This window comes from Nocardioides agri, from assembly GCF_013778305.1.
GTDB classification, from domain to species: Bacteria; Actinomycetota; Actinomycetes; order Propionibacteriales; family Nocardioidaceae; genus Nocardioides; species Nocardioides agri.
In genome coordinates this window covers 2,611,810-2,629,947 of sequence record NZ_JACEIC010000002.1, presented here as the reverse complement: position 1 = coordinate 2,629,947, position 18,138 = coordinate 2,611,810, and the positions used below count along the sequence as shown (strand labels likewise).

19 protein-coding genes and 1 tRNA gene are annotated in these 18,138 nt (G+C 70.5%); 9 read left to right on the top strand and 11 right to left on the bottom strand.

Features of this window, described 5'->3' with window-relative positions:
- Positions 1–22: 22 nt before the first annotated feature.
- Positions 23–466 carry an Lrp/AsnC family transcriptional regulator gene (locus HZF07_RS17270; protein WP_157343345.1) on the top strand — a complete coding sequence of 148 codons (444 nt, stop codon included), beginning with the start codon at positions 23–25 and terminating at the stop codon, positions 464–466.
- A 56-nt stretch (positions 467–522) separates the two neighbouring features.
- Here HZF07_RS17270 and HZF07_RS17265 read toward each other — a convergent pair whose 3' ends face one another.
- The 4 genes from HZF07_RS17265 to HZF07_RS17250 all read right to left on the bottom strand — a co-directional run bounded on the left by HZF07_RS17265 (position 523) and on the right by HZF07_RS17250 (position 3,184).
- Complete coding sequence (locus HZF07_RS17265) at positions 523–1,092, bottom strand: DUF3618 domain-containing protein (protein ID WP_157343343.1); 570 nt, start codon at positions 1,090–1,092, stop codon at positions 523–525.
- The gene (locus tag HZF07_RS17260; protein WP_181645314.1) at positions 1,068–1,490 is read right to left on the bottom strand and encodes a phage holin family protein; all 423 of its coding nucleotides are present in this window, start codon (positions 1,488–1,490) and stop codon (positions 1,068–1,070) included. Before HZF07_RS17260 ends, HZF07_RS17265 begins: the two co-directional genes overlap by 25 nt.
- Positions 1,487–2,233: a hypothetical protein gene (locus HZF07_RS17255; RefSeq protein ID WP_157343341.1), complete on the bottom strand. Its 747-nt coding sequence runs from the start codon at positions 2,231–2,233 to the stop codon at positions 1,487–1,489. The genes HZF07_RS17260 and HZF07_RS17255 overlap by 4 nt, the downstream gene beginning before the upstream one ends.
- A gap of 171 nt (positions 2,234–2,404) precedes the next feature.
- A complete protein-coding gene (locus tag HZF07_RS17250) occupies positions 2,405–3,184 on the bottom strand; it encodes an SDR family oxidoreductase (RefSeq protein ID WP_157343339.1) in 780 nt (259 codons plus the stop codon).
- Between the two features lie 289 nt (positions 3,185–3,473).
- On the opposite strand from HZF07_RS17250, the gene HZF07_RS17245 reads away from it, so the two are divergent.
- The 3 genes from HZF07_RS17245 (at position 3,474) to HZF07_RS24565 (ending at position 6,809) form a co-directional block, all read left to right on the top strand.
- Complete coding sequence (locus HZF07_RS17245; protein ID WP_157343336.1) at positions 3,474–3,986, top strand: hypothetical protein; 513 nt, start codon at positions 3,474–3,476, stop codon at positions 3,984–3,986.
- Positions 3,986–6,022: a calcium-binding protein gene (locus tag HZF07_RS17240; protein WP_157343334.1), complete on the top strand. Its 2,037-nt coding sequence runs from the start codon at positions 3,986–3,988 to the stop codon at positions 6,020–6,022. The genes HZF07_RS17245 and HZF07_RS17240 overlap by 1 nt, the downstream gene beginning before the upstream one ends.
- Before the next feature lie 115 nt (positions 6,023–6,137).
- Complete coding sequence (locus tag HZF07_RS24565) at positions 6,138–6,809, top strand: phage tail protein (RefSeq protein WP_220131844.1); 672 nt, start codon at positions 6,138–6,140, stop codon at positions 6,807–6,809.
- Positions 6,810–6,853: 44 nt separating this feature from the next.
- Here HZF07_RS24565 and HZF07_RS17230 read toward each other — a convergent pair whose 3' ends face one another.
- From HZF07_RS17230 to acpA, 3 genes are all read right to left on the bottom strand, one after another.
- Positions 6,854–7,159, bottom strand: a complete 306-nt coding sequence (locus HZF07_RS17230; RefSeq protein ID WP_157345559.1) for an Imm51 family immunity protein — start codon at positions 7,157–7,159, stop codon at positions 6,854–6,856.
- Positions 7,160–7,253: 94 nt separating this feature from the next.
- Positions 7,254–9,197 (bottom strand): AAA family ATPase, encoded by a 1,944-nt coding sequence (locus tag HZF07_RS17225; protein ID WP_198346416.1) that lies wholly within the window; start codon positions 9,195–9,197, stop codon positions 7,254–7,256.
- 422 nt (positions 9,198–9,619) lie between these two features.
- On the bottom strand, positions 9,620–11,326 hold the full coding sequence (acpA, locus tag HZF07_RS17220) for an acid phosphatase (protein ID WP_198346415.1): 1,707 nt from the start codon (positions 11,324–11,326) through the stop codon (positions 9,620–9,622).
- A gap of 209 nt (positions 11,327–11,535) precedes the next feature.
- Here acpA and HZF07_RS17215 point away from each other — a divergent pair, with 209 nt between their 5' ends.
- Positions 11,536–12,480, top strand: a complete 945-nt coding sequence (locus tag HZF07_RS17215) for an AraC family transcriptional regulator (protein ID WP_157343332.1) — start codon at positions 11,536–11,538, stop codon at positions 12,478–12,480.
- 7 nt (positions 12,481–12,487) lie between these two features.
- Here HZF07_RS17215 and HZF07_RS17210 read toward each other — a convergent pair whose 3' ends face one another.
- A complete protein-coding gene (locus tag HZF07_RS17210; protein WP_157343330.1) occupies positions 12,488–12,835 on the bottom strand; it encodes a hypothetical protein in 348 nt (115 codons plus the stop codon).
- Between the two features lie 201 nt (positions 12,836–13,036).
- A tRNA-Thr gene (locus HZF07_RS17205) sits at positions 13,037–13,169 on the bottom strand.
- 248 nt (positions 13,170–13,417) lie between these two features.
- Here HZF07_RS17205 and HZF07_RS17200 point away from each other — a divergent pair.
- Together HZF07_RS17200 and HZF07_RS17195 are read left to right on the top strand one after the other, a co-directional pair.
- Positions 13,418–13,924: a SigE family RNA polymerase sigma factor gene (locus HZF07_RS17200; protein WP_157343328.1), complete on the top strand. Its 507-nt coding sequence runs from the start codon at positions 13,418–13,420 to the stop codon at positions 13,922–13,924.
- On the top strand, positions 13,921–15,198 hold the full coding sequence (locus HZF07_RS17195; RefSeq protein ID WP_157343326.1) for a hypothetical protein: 1,278 nt from the start codon (positions 13,921–13,923) through the stop codon (positions 15,196–15,198). Before HZF07_RS17200 ends, HZF07_RS17195 begins: the two co-directional genes overlap by 4 nt.
- 122 nt (positions 15,199–15,320) lie before the next feature.
- Here HZF07_RS17195 and HZF07_RS17190 read toward each other — a convergent pair whose 3' ends face one another.
- The gene (locus HZF07_RS17190) at positions 15,321–15,950 is read right to left on the bottom strand and encodes a maleylpyruvate isomerase family mycothiol-dependent enzyme (RefSeq protein ID WP_157343324.1); all 630 of its coding nucleotides are present in this window, start codon (positions 15,948–15,950) and stop codon (positions 15,321–15,323) included.
- Between the two features lie 70 nt (positions 15,951–16,020).
- On the opposite strand from HZF07_RS17190, the gene HZF07_RS17185 reads away from it, so the two are divergent.
- Positions 16,021–16,467 carry a MarR family winged helix-turn-helix transcriptional regulator gene (locus HZF07_RS17185; RefSeq protein WP_309504811.1) on the top strand — a complete coding sequence of 149 codons (447 nt, stop codon included), beginning with the start codon at positions 16,021–16,023 and terminating at the stop codon, positions 16,465–16,467.
- Positions 16,468–17,015: 548 nt separating this feature from the next.
- Here the strand turns inward: HZF07_RS17185 and HZF07_RS17180 are convergent.
- Positions 17,016–17,651 carry an NADPH-dependent F420 reductase gene (locus tag HZF07_RS17180; RefSeq protein ID WP_157343320.1) on the bottom strand — a complete coding sequence of 212 codons (636 nt, stop codon included), beginning with the start codon at positions 17,649–17,651 and terminating at the stop codon, positions 17,016–17,018.
- Positions 17,652–17,708: 57 nt separating this feature from the next.
- On the opposite strand from HZF07_RS17180, the gene HZF07_RS17175 reads away from it, so the two are divergent.
- A complete protein-coding gene (locus tag HZF07_RS17175) occupies positions 17,709–18,032 on the top strand; it encodes a winged helix-turn-helix transcriptional regulator (protein ID WP_157343318.1) in 324 nt (107 codons plus the stop codon).
- The last annotated feature ends 106 nt before the right edge of the window (positions 18,033–18,138 follow it).

The window sequence follows — 18,138 nt, the reverse complement described above, 5'->3', positions numbered from 1 at the left end:
GATTGTGAGAGCAGGTGTGTGCATGGACGACCTCGACCGCGCCATCCTCGGCCGACTCGTCGCCGACGGCCGGGCGACCTTTCGCGACATCGGCGCCGACGTGGGGCTGTCCGCCTCAGCCGTCAAGCGTCGGGTCGACCAGATGACCCGGCGGGGCCAGATCGCTGGTTTCACCGCGGTGGTGGACCCGGAGGTCCTGGGGTGGACGACCGAGGCGTACGTCGAGGTCTACTACCGCGGCAACGTCTCCACCGCCCAGCTCGCGCGCAGCCTCGCCGAGGTGCCCCAGATCACCGGAGCGTGGACGGTCTCGGGCGACGCCGACGCGCTCGTGCACGTCCGCGCGGCGAGCATGGCCGAGATCGAACGGACCGTCGAGCGCATCCGCGAGCACCCCAAGGTCGACCGGACTCGCAGCGCGATCGTCATGTCGCGGGTGCTGGAGCGACCCGACGTGAGGATCTGACGCACCACCAGGGGTCCGGACCCAACGGTCGGACCCCTAGTGGTGAGCGTTGTCGGCTAGCCCTGTCCGGGTGCCTCGGCCTTGACGGATTCGGCGGACGCCTTGCCCTCCTCCTGGACGCGCTGCACGGAGTCCTGGGCGGTCTCCTTCACCTGCTGCGCTGCGTCGACCGCGGTGTCCTTGACGGTGTCGCCGAGGTCCTGTCCGAGCGACTTGGCCTCGTCGACCAACGGCTGGGCGGCCTCGGTCACGCGCTGGGAGACCCGCTGCTCGGCGTCGGAGGCAGGGATGAGAGCTGCGATGACCATTCCGGCACCGAACGCGACGAGTCCGGCGGCCAGGGGGCTGCCCTCGATCGCGTCGCCGGCCGCGTCCTTGGCGCCACCGACACCGTCCTTGACACCGGCCATCGCGTCGCTGCCGGTGGAGCCGGCCGAACTCGCGGCGCTGTGCCCGCTGCCCATGATCTTGTCCTTGGCCGATCGGACCTTGCTCCGCGCGGCTTCCTTGCGTCGCTCGACGATGGCACTCGGGCTGACCCGGTCCTGCAGTGCGTCGAGGTCGCTCGCCAGGGACTCCCTGGTGCCGGCGATCTGGGTGCTCAGTTCTTCTGTGCTTTGGCCCATCGGACGTCCTCCTTCAAGGTTTCTTGCGTCTGCGGAAGCTGCGGCCTGCTGGCCTGGAGCTTGTTCTTGCCGATGACGGCGAGCGCGGCAGTGGCCACGGCCCACACGGCGGTGACGATGAGGGCGGCGAGCCAGAGCTCGAGGAACTCATCGAGCACGAACATCAGCGTGGTGGAGAGGAACAGCACGGCGAAGAAGCCTGCGAGACCGGCCCCGCCGAGCATCCCGGCACCCTTCGCGGCCTTCGTCCCCTCCTCCTTCAGCTCGGTCTTGGCCAGGTCGATCTCCTGGCGGATGAGCGTGGTGAGGTCCTGGGTGACGTCGCCGACGATCTCGCCGATGCTGCGTCCGTCGGACGCGGGGCCGGGTCCGACGTCGGGGGTCGGGGTGACACTCACGGCAGGAACCCCTGCGGCCCGGCGCCGGAGCCGTCCGGCTCGTCGAGGTCCTCGGCACGAGGCGGAGTGGGCGTGCTGCCGACGCCACCGGTCGTGGGATAGGTCGGCTCGACCGGCGAGCGCGGTACGGCGACGCCGGGCTGGCCGTAGGACGGAGCGGTCGACGTCTCGCCCACCGGCAGACCGTTCGACGGGGTGCCGCTGGTCAGAGTCGGCGTGCCGACGGGGTCCGGAGCGCTGGTGGCCGAAGGCGTTGTGTCGTGGGCCTGCTTCGCGCCACGGGCGAGCCGCCCGGCCACGACACCGGCGCCGAGCGCTCCGAGGAGGAACAGCCCGGGGCGGCGGCGCGCGAACTGGCGAACGTCGTCGACCACCTCGGACGGCGCCCGGCCGTCCAGGTGGGTGCTGAGGCTGCGTGAGTGGTGAGCCACCTGCTGGGTGACCTGTGCGGCGAGGCCGCCGTCCGCGGAGGACGCCATCGACTCGAGGTCGGAGCTGACGCTCCTCAGGGTGCCGACGAGCCGGTCCAGCTGGACCCGGGACTGGTCGCTGACCTGCTCGAGCGTGTCATCCATGAGGGCCCGCACCTGGTCCTTGGCCTGCGCGGCCACGTTCTGGGCCTCCTCACCGACGACGGAGGCGAGGTGCTTGCCCTCGTCCGCAGCGGTGCCGGCGGTCTGTTGCACCTGATCCTTGGTGGTGTCCTTGGTCGTGCCCTGGGTGGTGTCCTGGGTCGTCGTCATTGCTTCTCCTCGACCATTGATGGGTCGCGCTGGGCGATGGGGGAGGCCGACCCTCGATCGGGGTGGCCCCACCTAGACCCGGTGCCCGATCCGAGCACGGACGTCTGCACCCCGCGGGGTGAGGCCGCCCGATCCCCCGCCGTCGACCGCCTCACCCTCCAGGATCGGGTTTCAGTCGTAGGCGCCGATGACCGCCTGGTCCCAGTCGATGACGGAGCCGGTGACGACCCCGCTTCGATCGGACAGGAGCAGGACGACCAGCGCGGCGGCGTCGTCGGGCTGCCCGAGCTTGCCCATCGGCAGCTCGGCGGCGGCGCGCTCGAGCCAGTCGTCGCCGGCGCCGTGGAACTCGCGCTGCACGGCGTCCTCGCCCTCGGTCTCGGTCCAGCCGATGTTGACGCCGTTGACCCGGATCCGGTCCCACCGAAGCGCATGGGCCGCGTTCCGGGTCAGGCCGATCAGGCCCGCCTTGGCGGCGACGTACGGCGCGAGGTAGGGCTGCCCACCGTGCGCCGACATCGTGATGATGTTGACGATGGTGCCCGGCGCCCCGCGGCTGAGCATGTCCTTGACCGCCGCCTGCATGAGGAAGAACGGCGCGCGCAGGTTCACCGCCACGTGCTGGTCGAACAGCTCCGGCGTCGTGTCGAGCAGGGTGCCCCGGCTGGTGTGGCCGGCGGCGTTCACGAGGCCGTCGATCCGACCGAACCGACGGACGACCTCCTCGACCGACGCGCGGGCCTGCTCCACGTCGCTCACGTCGGCTGCCAGGTACGCCGCCGCGCGCCCGCCCCGCTGCTCCAGCTCCGCGGCGAACGCCTCGCCGATCTCGTTGCGACGGCCGGTGACCACGACCGTGGCCCCGGCGTCCACGGTGGCGCGGGCGACGGCTGCGCCCACGCCCTGAGTGCCGCCGCTGACCAGGACGACCTTGCCCTCCAGCAGGCTCATGCCCAGTCCCCTGGGCCGCGTCGCCGGGCGTTGCCCAGGAGCTGGTCGTCGGGTGGCGCCGGGTGGCGCTCATGGGCTCGCGAGCTGGCCATGAGTGCCCTCCGCGTGGTCGGTGTCGGCCGGCTGAGACCTTCACTCTAGGCCGGGGGACGGTCGACGCCGTTCTGAGATCGCTGGAGACGTCCCGACGGCGGTCGTGATCTATGTCCCTGTCGGCTGGGACATCGGGACATCGAAACTCTGGGTCGTCCCGCGAACCACCGCGGACCCGACCGAACAGGGAACCACGATGAACTCACGCACCACCGCCCACCGCCGCGTCGCCGCGGTCCTCGCGTCGTTGGCGATCGGCGCGGTGACCCTCACCGCCTGCGCCGGAGCGGACGCGACCGGGGAACCGGGCGCCGCGCCCACCTCCCCCGCGGCCGAGACAGACGCCTCCGAGCTCCAGTCAGGCTCCGGGGTACCCGAGGAGTGCCTGGACGCCTTCCCCGTCGCCCTGGGAGCGCCGGACCCGGCCGCAGCGACACTGGCACCTGCCGACTGGCCCGCCGATGCGGTTTCGGGCGTCCTGTGCCAGACCACGGAGACGCCGGACGGAACCCGGCAGAGCCTGGAGTACGCCACCGACCTGTCCCCCGAGGACGTGCTCGACCAGCTCGAGGCGGCGCTTCCGGCCTCCTACGAGGCGACGCGCAGCGACCAGGGTCTCGGCGAGCAGATCGACGGCTCCGCCGGGGCTGTCCACTTCACGGTGACCGTCCGCCCAGGTGCCTACGCCGTCGCCTTCGGGACCGACTGATGGCCGCCCCTACCGCTGGTCGCCGCGCAGCCGGCCTCGCCGCGGTCCTCCTGGCGTCCTCCATGGTGGGGCTCGGCGCGCAACCCGCGGCGGCGCACGCAGCCGGCCCCACCTGCTTCGGCAAGCGCCCGAGCATCGTGGGCGGCTCGAGCAACGACGTCCTCGTCGGGACCGGTGGCAGGGACATCATCTGGGCCGGCGCCGGCCACGACGCCATCCACGGCCGGGGCGGCAACGACCTGATCTGCGCGGGCTCCGGGCGCGACGTGGTCGACGCCGGGGCAGGTGACGACCAGGTGCTGGCAGGCACGGGTAAGGACACCGTGCGTACGGGGGCCGGGCATCGCGACCGAGCCTGGGGTGAGGGCGGTGGAGACACTCTCATCGGGGACTCCGACGCGGCCCAGCTCAGCGGCGGAGCCGGTGACGACACCATGACCGCCGAGGCAGAGCGGGTGACCCTCCTCGGCGAGGAGGGCAACGACCGCCTCACGGCCGAGGAGCGCGGCGCGAACATGGACGGGATGGCCGGTCGCGACAGGCTCAAGGCCTTGAAGCCGGCCGAGACCATGTACGGCGGCGCGGGCAACGACACCATCTCCGGCTCCAACGGAGACGACGGCGGCGACCGCGGGCTGGTCGACGGGGGAGATGGAGACGACATCATCTTCACCAACGCCGGCACCGACACGGTCAAGGCCGGTCCCGGCAACGACACCGTCGACCTCGGCACCGGCGAGAACGGCTGGGTCTACGGGGGTCCCGGCAACGACACGCTGTCCTCCGCCGCCAACGGGTCCGCGTTGGCAGGAGAGGAGGGCGTTGACACCATCACCGGCAAGGCGCCGGGCATGGCGCTGTCCGGCGGCCCCGATGGGGACGTCATCACGGGATCCCGCTACGACGACGTCATCGACGGCGATGACGGCAACGACACCATCAACGCCGGCGGCGGCACCGACAGGATCCACTCAGGTGCGGGCCAGGACACCCTCACGGTCAACGGCGGAGACCGCCACCTCATCGACGCCGGACCCGGCGACGACACCATCGACTACGGACCCGCGGACCTGGGCATGGTCGAGGCCGGCAGCGGCAACGACGTCATCCGGTCCACCGCCGAAGGTGCCGCCGTCTCGGGTCAGGCCGGTGACGACATCCTCACCATCTCGGGCAACGGCTCGCTGGCTACCGGAGGTGACGGCGACGACACCATCACCGGGAGCCAGTTCGCGGACCACGCGCACGGCGACGCCGGCAACGACACCATCACCCTCCTGGGCGGTGACGACACCGACGTCAGCGGCGGTCCGGGCAACGACGTGATCGACGGTGGTCCCGGGAACGACGTGCTCCAGGGCAACGAGGACGACGACCGCATCCTCGGCGGCACCGGAGACGACCGGCTCTCCGGACACGACGGCGCCGACACCTGTCTCGGCGGGGACGGCACGGACTGGTGTGACGGCGGTCCGCTCGGCGAGGACGGGCTGACCCCGACCGACCCCGACACCTGCGGAGACGACGTCGAGGAGAAGCACAACTGCAACGGCAGCTCCATCGCCCGCTGGTTCGGTCACGCGTCCGGCACCCTGGCCGACGATGGCGTCACCGAGACCTGGACCACCAGCTACGTCCTCGAGACAGACGTCGAGGACTTCACCTGGTCCGGCGACGCCAGCATCGAATGGCACGTCGGCGGCACCGACTCCCGTGGCTGCCAGTACGCGGGGGCGGCGACCGTTCCCGGCCGAGCGAGCCTGACCGTCTGGTGGGACCTGTTCAGCTACAGCCACCAGGTCCATCGGGTTGCCGGGCAAACGGTGCCGGTCACGGTCTCCTGCCCCGACAAGCAGCCAGAAGTCATCGGCTACCAGCCGCTGAACACCAATGCGGCAGTGATCAAGGACCAGCCGCTGTCCCCGACGGGGCCGCCGCTGGTGGGCACGGCACGCTACGCGCCGATGAACGCATCCGGCGGAGTGGCTGACTGGTCGTGGTCGCTCGCCACGACGCTCCCCGAGGGCAACCCGTGACCCACGACTCCAAGACCCGGACACCCACCGCGCCCGATGTGGTGGTCCAGCGCGCCTGGCTGCGAATCGCCCGAACGGGCCATGTCCCGCCCGGTCGTGGGCCACAATCGGGCGCGTGATCAGTCTCCTCCGCAGCCGCGTCGCTGCCGTCGTCGCGGGCTCGCTCGTCCTGGTCGGCCTGGGATACGGCGCCGCGTTGGCGACAGGTGTCGGTCAACCCTCCGCCGTCAACGTCTGCGTGACGAAGAAGAACGTCGTCGTCAGCGCCTCGCGCACGTCGGCGTGCCCGCGGGGAAGTCACAAGATCTCGGTCAGCGTCCGCGGCGCGACCGGCGCCACGGGGGCTGCAGGACCTCAGGGAGCCACGGGCGCCAAGGGAGACACCGGAGCCACGGGTCCCGCCGGACCTCAGGGAGCCCCGGGCGCGAAGGGAGACACCGGCGCCACGGGTCCCGCCGGACCTCAGGGACTCCCGGGCACCACGGGCATCTTCGGCCCGGCCGACAACACGCCGTACGGCATCGACCCGGGCGGCAGCTCGGGCGGCACCGTCCCCGGTTGCATGCTGGGCGAGATCAAGCTGACGGCCGCGAGCTTCGCCTTCGGCACCCCCGCGCGCGGCCAGCTCCTGCCGATCGCCAGCAACACGGCGCTCTTCTCGCTGCTCGGCACCAACTTCGGCGGCAACGGCACGACGACCTTCGCACTCCCCGATCTTCGCAACGCGGCGCCGAAGGGACTCATCTACGGCATCTGCACCGGGGGCACCTTCCCCTCGCGCGGTTGACGCACGCGAGCCTTCGCGCGGCCGCTCGACTCGCCGCGCGGGACTCAGTCGTCGAAGCTGAACCCCGAGCCCTCGGCCTCACGAATTGCCACGGCAACCTGCTCGGCGTCGTCGAGGTACGGATCGATGAGTGTCTGAAGCCGCTCGAGCGTTGACCGATCGCCGTACGCGGCGAACATCCCCGCCTCCGAGTCGAGCTCGACCCGGTCGGCCACGTCGGGTGCCAGGTACTGGACCAGGCCCTCCCAGAAGTAGCCGTTCGGTTCGTGGCCCGCGGCATGGATCGCGCTGTCCGCTGGCAGCTCGCCGCAGTAGAACGTCAGGCTGACCGATCCGTCGACGTCGTGCATGGTGGTGTGATTCGGCACGGCGCGGATGATGCCAGATCGGCGCCGTGCAGACGGCCGCATCACCCGAACGCTTCGGGACCAGCCCGCGGCGAGGTCACCCCTCAGCGACGTCGTTGGCTTCCGCATGTCGGGTGGCTGCGGCCTCGAGCACGCTGGTGATCTCGGCGCCGATCAGCTCGTGCCGGCTCACCAGCGCATCCCGAAGGGCGGCGACCAGGTGCCTGTTCTCCGTCAGCAAGTCATGGACATGCTGCTTCTGCTCGTGCAGCAGACGCTCCACGGCCGCTCGACCCTGGGGGTCGCCGAGGACCCGCCCGACGATGTTGGTCTGCGACAGTGTCGCGCCCTGCACGGCCTGGAAGGAGACCAGGCTCTCGTCCATGCCGCACACGCCGACCATCTGCGCCGCCACCGAGGTGGCGGTGACCAGGTCGCCGCCCGGGCCGGTCGAGACATCGGACACGAACAGCTCCTCGGCCACCATGCCGCCCATGGCGATCCGGATCAGGTTGAGCATCTCGGTCCGTGATCGGGTGAAGACCTCGTCCCGGTCGCCGTGTGCCAGCAGCCCCAGCGCGTCACGGCGCTTGATGATCGTGAGGACCTCCAGGCGTCGCTCGGGGGCGACCAGCCAGGCGGTGGTGGCGTGCCCGGCCTCGTGCGTGGCGATCAGGGTTCGCTCGTGGTCGGTGTACTGCACCGGCTGGCCGAGACCGATCTCCTCGGTCAGCCGGGCTCGCTCGATGTCTCCTACGGTCATCGCGCGGGCCTCGCGCCGCAGCGCGTTGACCAGGGCCTCGTCGAAGAGGTGCTCGATCATGACGGGCGTGTAGGCCTGGGTCAGGGCGGCCAGATGCTCCCGGACATCGTCGTCGTCCAGCTCGGGTACGTGTGCCTTGCGGGCGAGGAAGTGGTCGACGAGCTCGCGGCGGGCCACCCGCCCCGGAGGGTCGAACGTCAGCCGGCGGTCGAAGCGGCCCGGGCGGAGCAGTGCCGGGTCGAGGTTGTCGGCCCGGTTCGTCGCCGCGATGACCAGCGCGTTCGTCCGCGTGGGCACGGGCCGGGGCAGCTGTCGGTGGGCCGGCAGCAGTGCGTTGAGCTGCTCGGCCAACCAGGCGTGGATCCGCTGGGCACCGCTCGGCTCGTCGAACGACTGCAGCTGGACGAGGAGCTCGTTGACCACGCCCCCGGTGCCCTCGCTGATGGCCGAGCGGTCGGTTGCTGCGGTCCGGCCGACGAAGAGCGCGTTGGCTGGCGCGTTCCAGCCGCACGAGGTGTGACCGAGGAGGGACGGGTCGAACGGCAGCACCGGATCGGCGAGACTCGGCGCCGGCACGGCGGCCATGCCTCGCCGGGTCATGGCGATGGCGTCGATCTCCTCGATGAAGCCGATGGCACCGCCATCGCGTCGGGCGGCCTTGCGCAGCGCGCGGAAGTAGGAGCGGATCTTGCGTGCTGTAGCGCCGTAGTACATCGACTGAAACGAGGTCGCGGACACGAACAGGAACGGGACGCCGGCCTCGCGGGCCATCGCCTTGGCCATGTGTGTCTTCCCGGTCCCTGGCAGCCCTTCGAAGAGCAGTCCTCGCCGCGGCGTTCCTCCCATCTCCTCGGTGAAGGCGCGATGGGCGAGGAAGAGGTTGAGCGAGCGGACGACGTCCTCCTTGACGGCGTCGACCCCCTTGACGTCGTCGAGGGTGACCTCGATCTGCTCCGGCCTGAACATGATGTGGGGCGATCGGCCTGCCCCGATCGTCGCGCCGAGCAGCATGCCCACCATCGTGAGCAGGAGCAACGAGGCCATGACCAGGAACGGGTCGAGCGACGGCAGCCGCCAGGTGCGGACGTCCATGGGGTCGCCGCTGAGCAGGCGCCACCACAGCCACGCCATCAGCAGGGTCAGCACGAGCGTGACTCGGCCGAGCGCCAGCTGCCGACGCCTCTCGCGGGCAGCGCCGACGTCGGCGTCGGAGGCGACCAGTCGCCCTACCCCCGCGTCCGCCAGCAGTGATCGTCCATGCTCGAGCCGCTTCGTCACCCGTGCACCTCCCCCAGCCACGCCCCTGGGCCCTCTGGTTCCGCCGTTGTCGACGTCGTCGACATCGTCGACGAGGGAGGGAAGCCTCCGCCGGCAACGGCGCGATGAGTCCCCAACTCAGGTGACCACTCGGACCCCAGAGCATTCGCTTTCGCGTCCAGGCGTCGTCGCATGGACCGGCGTGCCTGCGGCCGGTCGCGTATCTGCGGCCGCCGGCGCCCTTCCTCAACCACATACCTGCCAGTGAGGAGCGTCCATGGACACGACACTTTGTCCGGAGTGCGGCGTCCTGGCCGAGGTGCTGTGGCGCGATGTCCTCGAGAGCACCGACGGCCCCGTCGAGCACGCGAAGATCGGCTGCGCGAACCGCCACTGGTTCCTTCTGCCGTTGTGGAAGCTGGAACAGTCACCGGAGGGACGCTCTAGGGACGGTTCCCCGGGAAGACCGGTGCTCGGAACAGGTCAGCGACCGCCGCATCGCGGGTGGTGAGCGGCCGGAGCCGGAACCGACGCTCGATGGTGGCCAGGATCGAGGTCGTGTCGTGCTCGGTCCGGTCGACCGCGAACCGGTGCTTGAGCACCGGCGACACCAGCAGCGCCGGGATCCGGGTGCCTGGTCCCCACTGGTCGGTGATGCCGGCCACGCCGTGCGGCGGCGCCACGTGGTCCCACTGCCCACCGAACTCGTCGTAGGTCACGATGACCAACGTGCTGTCGGCATCCGGGCCGTTCTCGATCGCCTCCAGCAGCTCGACGAGGTGGCTGCTCCCGGAGTGCTCGCTCGCGTAGCCGGGGTGCTCGTTCTCGGCACCGACCGGCTTGACGAAGCTGACCGGCTTCAGATCGCCGCTCTTCGCCGCGGCGATGAACTCCTCCTCGTCGCGCAGGTGGGCGGCGCGCGCCGCGGTGCCGGGCGCGTAGGTGGCGTAGTAGTTGAACGGCTGGTGGTGGAACTGGAAGAGCTTGTCCGCGCAGTTCGGGTAGACCGCTCCGGCGATCGTGTTCGGGTCGGTGCAGGTGCCGGGGGTGCTTCCGTTGGTCCAGCCCGGGGCGCCGACGTCGCCGTTGGCGTTGGACCAGCCGCCGGAGTACCACGCCCAGTCCACACCGGCGCCGGAGAGCCGGTCACCGATGGTGGGGGCGGTCTGCGCCGGCAGTCGTCGGGTGACGGCCGTGCCCGGTGCGTACGGCTGGTACGGGGGCTGGACGGTGTTGACCGCGTAGTCGCCGCACACGGTCCCGGCCGGCGGAGTGGGCCCGGCCGCCGGCACCTTGCACGACCCGTCCGACGCGGCGGCCTGGGTCAGCGCGGCGTCCTTCGTCCCTGGCGTCGCCGGGTGGAGCAGGGTCCCCGCGGGGAAGCCGTCGGGGCCGACGATCGAGTGCAGGTCGTTGGCGCCGTAGTCGGCGACCGCACCCGGCCAGGTCGGGGTGCGCGCGGCGATCAGCCACTGGTGGTTGAGGAACGACCCGCCGAAGGCGGCCTGGAAGAAGTTGTCGGCGATCGCATAGTGCGGCGCACCGGCTGAGTGCAGGTACCGGTAGATCGGCAGCTCGGTGGTGTCGTAGGTGCCCATCGTGAGCCCGACGGCGTCGCTGCCGGCGACGTAGCGGTCCTGACGGCCGCCGTGGATCTGGTACTGCTCGTTGTAGAACCGGTGCACCAGGTCCCGGGTGCAGCCACCTGGCAGGCCACTGCCGTCGGGCACGCCGTTGGGCTGGAAGGGAGCGCCGGGGACGGGGCAGGTCGTGTCCTGGGGCTGGATGTAGTCGTCGATCCGGAACGGCTCGTTCTCGAACGCGGACCTGATCGCCAGCGAGCCGACGGTGCCGGTGCAGGTGACCGGGAGCGGTGGCGACGTCAGGTTGACGTCGTTCTGCGGCAGGCAGGGCAGCACCGTCCCGTCGGGGGCGATCTGCGGCTCGGGCGGCGCGTCGGCCAGGCCTCGGACGCGTTCCCAGCCCCCGAACACGTTGTCGAAGCTGTGGTTCTCCTCGTAGATCACCACGATGTGGTCGATCTTCGTCCCCTTGTGCGGGTGCGCCTTGTGGGGTGTCGCGGCGGCCGGCACAGCCAGGCTGCCGCCGAGGGCGAGCACCGCAACGAACATCAATGCCGAACGAGTCATGGCGACCTCCGAGATGCAGTTCTCGGCACCGTACTCCCGGGCCCGTTCCGCGAGAACCCCCCGAAGGGATTCTCGGCTGTCTGCTCCGCCAGCCACCGACGCCGGGCCTGGTGCGTCTGTGCTCGCACAATCCACCATTCGGGTCATGGCGTGCAGCGACGCTCGGCGTAGCGTCGACAGGAGCCGTCTGTCTCGAGGGAGGTGGCCGTATGACGCAGGTGTTCGAGAGCACGGAGATCGGCGCCTCCGAGGACCTGCTGCGCGACAAGTACTCGGCGATGCGGCTCCGCGCCTCCGGGAGCCGACACCTGCTGCGCCTCGAGCAGGACCGGATCGGCAGGGTCCGGCTGGACCGGACCACGTTCCAGATGGACCTCGACCTCGAGGCAGACCCGTTGGGAGCGCTCGTCGTGGCACGGGTCGTGGATGGACACGCCAGCTACGGCCGGGGAGCCGCTCAGCGGCGCTACTGCCGCGGTGACGTCTACGTGACCGCGGACCCCGACGCCGGGTTCATCGCGTCGTTGCACGACTACCAGGGAGAGATCGCGGTCCTGGACCCAGCGCTCTTGGGTCAGGTCGCGGAACCGGCACCGGGATCCCACGGGCCGATCCGCCTCCTCGACCATGAGCCGGTCTCAGCGCAGGCGACCGCCATGTGGCGTCGCACCTACCGCTTCGCCCTGGCCGGCAGCAGGGCATGCGCTGACGCCGGGGCCACCCGCCCCTTCTACGCACAGGCGGTCGCTCGCCTCCTGGCGGCGGCCACCTTGGCGACGTTCCCGACCACCGCGCTCACCGAGCCGACGGCAGCGGACCGTGCGGCCGCAGACACGCGCACGCTTCATCGATCGACCGAGTTCATCGAGGCGCACGCGATCCACGACATCTCCCTCAGGGACATCGCAGACGCGTCCGGCGTGACGATCCGAGCGGTGCAACTGGCGTTCCGACGGCACCTCGACCTGACGCCGACGATGTACCTGCGCAAAGTGCGCCTCCGGCACGTCCGCGGCGGGCTGGTGGCCGGCAGTCCGGAGATGACGACGGTCACGGCGGTCGCCAGTCAGTGGGGCTTCTCGAACCTCGGCCGCTTCGCGGCGCAGTACCGCGCCGAGTTCGGGGAGCTGCCCGCTCAGACGCTGCGACGGTGACGCAAGGTCAGCCGGCGTGCCCGGCTGCCGCCTCCACGGGTCCGCGCACCGGCGCCAGGTGGGCGGCCTCCAGGACGCCATGGACGCGCGTGCTCGGCCGACACGTGAGCCGTAGGGGCGTTCCGTGCTCGCGTGCCAGCCGGCAGATGGCATCGACCAGCTGGGCTCCGGGGGGCGAGAGCAGCCTGACCTCGTCGAGGTTCAGCTCTCTCCAGCACGTGTCGCCCTGCAGCGCCACGACGATCGCGGGGATGAGGTCGTAGGACCCGTGTCCGATGACTCCACCGAGACGAAGGGTCCCGGTGCCAGGCTGGGACCGGAACCAGGCCTGACCGTCAGCTGCGGTGACCAGCATGATGTGCCCCTAACCACTCGGACGACATCGATGAACCTCGCACAGGGCGCTCATTCCTTCCGCCCCAGACACGAACAGTCCCTGGCCGTATCGCGAAGGGCCACTCCAGGCGCCGACCGCGCTCGTGAGCTTCCTGGAGTCGGACTGGTCGGGCGGTGACGACGATGGCCCCCGGCCCGCATCGCTGCAATGCCAGGGCCATGGTGGAGCCGTCTGTCGGAATCGGACCGACGACCCGGTCATTACGAGTGACTCGCTCAGCGTTGACGGCTTGACCTGCAGGAACGGCATCTGGGGCTGATCTGATCACGACCCAGGAGCCCCCACCAGCCCCGTCACTACCGAGGGTTCACGTCAGTATCCCGTGAGTTTGCACGGAATGTCCGCGACGAGGTGCCCGCCCACGGGAATAGCGCCCGGAATGACGCTCTCCCCCCACGTTCCGCGGCTCAAGAATTCGATGCCGCATCCCGACCTCGGAATGCGACGCACGTTCGCACTTTCGTTCATCGTCCCCCACCCGTGGGTGGTCATTCCTGCGTTTACCGGGATGAGAGCGGTTCGAGCGAGGAGAGTGGGCCCATGGACCGGGAGGTCGAGCTCAGAGAGTTCGTCTCGGCGCGCGGTACCGCCCTCTCGCGGGCGGCGTACCTGTTGACCGGCGACCACCAGGCGGCGGAGGACCTGGTGCAGGAGACCTACGTCGTCCTGGTCCGGCGCTGGCAGAGGTCCGGCGCCGTCGACCCCGAAGCTTACGTCCGGCGCATCCTGTACAGCCGCTTCGTGGACGGCTGGCGACGGCGACGCTTGTCGGAACTGCCGTGGGCGTCGCCGCCGGATGGGCCTACCCACGACGAGGTGGGCGCGGTCACCGATCGGCTCACGCTCGAGGGCGCGTTGGCCCGGCTGACGCCCAAGCAGCGCGCTGTGCTCGTGCTGCGGTTCTACGAGGACCTCACCGAGGCACAGGCCGCGGCCGCGCTCGGCACCAGCCCGAACACGGTCAAGTCGCAGACCAGGGTCGCCCTCGAACGGCTGCGGGAGCTGGCCCCCGACGTGGTGACCTCGTTCGAAGGAGCAGAGACATGAGCGGGCTGCGCGAGGCGTTCGACGAGATCGTCGCCGACGTCCCGGCGTACGGCGACCTCGACCGAGCCATCGCCCAGGCCGAGCGGGAGCGGCGTCGCCGCTACGGCGTCGTGGCCGGAATCGCCGCGACCGCAGCCGTCGTCGCAGTCATCGTCGGCATGCTCGCGGTCACCCGCGACACCGACACGGCTCCCCCGGTCTCGCCCACACCGATCACACCCACGCCGACGCCTCCGAAGACCCAGTCACCCCAGACCTGGGTGGACACGGCGATGACTCCGACCAAGGGAAACGGCTGGGTGGTCCCCAATCCGTTGGACCCAGTCCGCGACGGGTGGTTCCAGATCGTGGCCGACCACCTCCGTCCCTCTCCGCGGCACGCCGAGTGGGGCCAGGGTGCTTTCGAGCTTCCCGCCGAAGGCTCGCTCTACTCCGCCGGCGGGGCGATCGGCGTGATGGAGGCCAGCAGAGCCGCAGGACTGCTCGCCAACGGCTGCGCATACCTCCACCCCACCCCCGACCCGGACCGCGACGAGTCGTGCCACACCACGCAGACCCGCGGGCCGAACGGCGAACCCGTCCACGTCACCTCGTTCCAGAGCCTGTGCACGACCTGGGACGCCGACAGCGCCGCGCCGGGCGTCTACTACAACAACTGCGGCGACTACAACGTCACGGTGGTCGTCGAGCGCAACGACGGCCGGATCGGTTACATCGACGTCCAGGGCCGCGACTACGTCGAGGCGATGCCGTTCGCACTCGCGGATCTGGTCGCTGCGGCCGCCGACCCGAGGCTCGCCCTGCCCGACGCGGCGTACGACGTGCCGTCAAACCAGACCGTCGCGGCCGTCGTCGCCGACCACTTCCCGACCTGGCGGGCAGACGCCGACCAACAGGTCATTCCGCTACCAGAACTGGGCTACGCGTCCGCCTCGGGGAAGCTCGCGCCCTTCACCGTCGGGGTGGTGGTTCGCCCGGCGAGCGGTGCTCCCACCTGCGGGGAGGACCCCTGGACGCGGAGCTGTAGCGAACGTCGCGTCTACGGCGCCGACGACCCCACGATCGTCTACGTCCACGTCCGGGACGATGACGAGTGGGCCGACTGCTGCCCGCGCAACACCCGGGCGGTCAGCCGCACCTTCGTCTACGTCGGACCGCGCCACACGGTCATCGTCTCCCAGAGTCGCCTGATCCCCGACGGCGAACCCACGATCGGCGCCGAGCTGGACCAGGCCCTGATCGACCTCGCCCTCGACCCCCGACTCCAATCCTGAGCAACCCCGACGAGTACTCGCCCGCCAGCGGTCTCCGCGAGCGACAACCGAGAGCTCGCCGAGCACGCCGATAGCGGTGCGCCGTTGACTGAGGCGCTGAGGCGCGAGGGCGCGGGCTCCGCTCAGGACGCCCGCCGCAGCTGCCCGACACCCGGCCCGACGAGGTCCGGCGCCGCGACCTCGTCACGTCCGGTCAGCAACAGGATGAGTGCCATCGCAGGCCCGGCAACCTGCTCCCCGTCGCCGACCTCCCAGTCGGTGTCAGTCGCCACGAGCCGAAGGCCCGCAAGCCGTCGTCGCGCGCGGAACGGCCACCCCATCTCCCAGACCCGGTCCAGGCCGCGCCGCGTCAGGTCGGGCGGCACGTCGAACTCCCGTCCGAGCGGTCGGGCGATGTCCTGGCCGTGCACCACGAGGTCGAAGAGGGAGTTGCGGACGTCGAGCAACCGCGACGTGGCGCGCAGGTCCGCCCGCTCCCGGATCAGGGCGACGATCTCCTCAGGCCGGCGCGAGCCCTCCTGGACCGCGACGCGAGTGTTGATGCGTTGGGGGTTGAACCCGGCTCGGGGCGCCACCGACAGCATGCGACCCACGCTGATCACGGGGACGACGGCCAGGTGGCCGGCCACGTCACGAACCCGCCACCCGGCACAGAGTGACGGAGCGTCCCACTCCTGGGGCGCCAGCGACTCCAACAGGTCGGCGATCCCCAGCCGCAAGTCCTTCACCGCCGACCAGTACTCCGCGTCCATGGTTCCTTCGCCTCCCGCACAGGACTCATCACATTAGTCCGAACTTCGGACTATGTGCAAGACTGCCGGCGTGAGCACGGACGACGCTTCTCCCCTGAACTTGGGCCTGCTGCTCTTCATCCCCTACCGAGCCATGGAGACGGCGGTCCTCGACGCCCTCGCGGAGGCCGGGCACGACCTGCCCCTCAACCAGGCCAGGGTCTTCCAGCGCATCGCTCCCGAGGGATCCCGCCTGGCCCAGCTCGCCCAGGCGTCTCAGCTGCCGAAGCAGACCGTGGGCTCGATCGTCGACCATCTGGAACGCTCCGGCTACGTCCGCCGCATCCCCGACCCCACAGACGCGCGAGCCCGCCTGGTGACGATCACGCCACGCGGCCAGGAGCTGGTCGAGATCAGCCTGCCCGTCGTACGCGCGACGGAGGCAGCGTGGCGTGCCCACCTCGGCGAGCAACGTACGGTCCTGCTGCGCGACGCCCTCGCGGACCTGCGCGAGATCACCGACCCGTTCCGCCCGTGACCCGGGCGCCCGAGGAGCCGGTGACAGCTTCCGAGACTGCCGGAGAGACCCTTGGCTTCAAGACACCATCACAAGCACTGGCCGAGGTGTTGCGTTGACCGCCTGAACCCGCACCGCGATCCGTGCGTTCTCAGGAGCTGCGGTCAGCCGGCGGACCCCAGTCGGGGCAGCTGTCGTACAGCTCTGTAGCGGTGACCAGACGCTCGCGCGTTCCATTGACTCGCACGATGACGACGTCTGCGGTGTTCAGTTCAGGTCCGCCCGTCGAGGGTCGCTTGCCCACGGTGACCCACTTTCCGTCGGGTGAGTACGACGAGCCCAGGTAGCGGGTGACTCCGTCGTCCAGGAACGTGAGTTGCCTGAGGTGGCTGCTCCGGTGAGCGGCTTCCTCCCGAAGGGCGATCTCTCGGTCGACCGACTCGTCGATCTCCTCGGACCGCCGTGATGGGGCCTGGGTGTACGTCGTCGCCGACCTGGCCGTCGGCGCCGCACCCGCGACGCCCTCGAGGCGATCGCGGACGTGGTCGCGGTCCGCTCCACGTAGTCCCTCAGGCGTCGGCTGTCACGAGGTTGAAGGCGGACAGCGCCGGAGCTCCGCCGACCAGCGCCCGGATCATCAGGATCCCCAGCGCTTCGAGGTGTCGAGCCTGGGAGAGATCGCCGACGTCGAGCGGATCGGTCCCCACCTGCGTGATCAGCTCGCGGACCGTCTCCTTGGCCGGCTCCGAGCCGCAGTACGGCACCCGGAGCGGGCTGCCGCCGTACGTCCGGGCGGCCGCCCACACCTCGTAGTGGCAGGTGTTGAAGGCCTTGACGACACGCCCACCCTGGGCGAGGAACTCCGCCTGCTCGGCCAGGGACCGACCGTCCCACCTGACCTGCGAGAAGTCGCCGAGATGCACGGCGTTGCCGCAGTCGATGATCACGCTGCCCGAGAGCGTCCCGCGCGCAGCCCCCGCCTGCTCCATGCAGTCGGCGAGTCCCTCGCTGCGGATGGCCAGCAGCACGACCTCGCCGAAGTCGGCAGCGTCCGCGAGCGACCCGTGCTCCACCTCGAGACGCTTCCCGAGCTCCTGCGCGTGGGCCGTGTCCCGTCCGCCGACGAGGACCTCGTGGCCCGCGGCGATCCAGTGCGGCACGAGCGCCGCCGTCATCAGTCCTGATCCCAATGTTCCGATTCTCATGACACGACCGTAGGAACGGCGAGGTCACCTCCTGGTTACCCCCCGTAGCCTCGAGCCATGGCTGTGTTCGACGTGTTCCTTGCTGACTGCCCGGCCCGGACGACGCTCTCGCTGATCGGCGACACCTGGACCGCCGTCGTCGTGGTCGCCCTCGGCGAGCGGCCGATGCGGTTCACCGAGCTGCAGGCCCGCATCGGCGGGGTCAGCAAGAAGATGCTCTCGAAGACTCTCCACCGGCTCGTGGACGCTGGCCTGGTGAGCCATCCCGGACGCGGCGCCGCCTACGCGCTCACCGAGGTCGGTGCGAGCCTGCTGGGACCGATCGGAGCCCTGGTCGAATGGGCCGAGACCCACACCGACGACCTGCTCGATGCCGTTTAGAGGTGGGCTGACGAACCGCGCGGCCGCTCACACGACATCCGTCGAGTCGTGCACACGCACTACCCGGGCGATGACGTCACCGACATCGCACGGGTTCCCGATCTCG

What these genes read in the sequence shown, in the direction of transcription:
- HZF07_RS17270 (WP_157343345.1), top strand. Translation starts at nt 23, where the DNA reads ATGGACGACCTCGACCGCGCCATCCTCGGCCGACTCGTCGCCGACGGC.
- HZF07_RS17265 (WP_157343343.1), bottom strand. Translation starts at nt 1,092, where the DNA reads ATGGGCCAAAGCACAGAAGAACTGAGCACCCAGATCGCCGGCACCAGG.
- HZF07_RS17255 (WP_157343341.1), bottom strand. Translation starts at nt 2,233, where the DNA reads ATGACGACGACCCAGGACACCACCCAGGGCACGACCAAGGACACCACC.
- HZF07_RS17250 (WP_157343339.1), bottom strand. Translation starts at nt 3,184, where the DNA reads ATGAGCCTGCTGGAGGGCAAGGTCGTCCTGGTCAGCGGCGGCACTCAG.
- HZF07_RS17245 (WP_157343336.1), top strand. Translation starts at nt 3,474, where the DNA reads ATGAACTCACGCACCACCGCCCACCGCCGCGTCGCCGCGGTCCTCGCG.
- HZF07_RS17240 (WP_157343334.1), top strand. Translation starts at nt 3,986, where the DNA reads ATGGCCGCCCCTACCGCTGGTCGCCGCGCAGCCGGCCTCGCCGCGGTC.
- HZF07_RS17230 (WP_157345559.1), bottom strand. Translation starts at nt 7,159, where the DNA reads ATGCACGACGTCGACGGATCGGTCAGCCTGACGTTCTACTGCGGCGAG.
- acpA (WP_198346415.1), bottom strand. Translation starts at nt 11,326, where the DNA reads ATGACTCGTTCGGCATTGATGTTCGTTGCGGTGCTCGCCCTCGGCGGC.
- HZF07_RS17215 (WP_157343332.1), top strand. Translation starts at nt 11,536, where the DNA reads ATGACGCAGGTGTTCGAGAGCACGGAGATCGGCGCCTCCGAGGACCTG.
- HZF07_RS17210 (WP_157343330.1), bottom strand. Translation starts at nt 12,835, where the DNA reads ATGCTGGTCACCGCAGCTGACGGTCAGGCCTGGTTCCGGTCCCAGCCT.
- HZF07_RS17200 (WP_157343328.1), top strand. Translation starts at nt 13,418, where the DNA reads ATGGACCGGGAGGTCGAGCTCAGAGAGTTCGTCTCGGCGCGCGGTACC.
- HZF07_RS17195 (WP_157343326.1), top strand. Translation starts at nt 13,921, where the DNA reads ATGAGCGGGCTGCGCGAGGCGTTCGACGAGATCGTCGCCGACGTCCCG.
- HZF07_RS17190 (WP_157343324.1), bottom strand. Translation starts at nt 15,950, where the DNA reads ATGGACGCGGAGTACTGGTCGGCGGTGAAGGACTTGCGGCTGGGGATC.
- HZF07_RS17180 (WP_157343320.1), bottom strand. Translation starts at nt 17,651, where the DNA reads ATGAGAATCGGAACATTGGGATCAGGACTGATGACGGCGGCGCTCGTG.
- HZF07_RS17175 (WP_157343318.1), top strand. Translation starts at nt 17,709, where the DNA reads ATGGCTGTGTTCGACGTGTTCCTTGCTGACTGCCCGGCCCGGACGACG.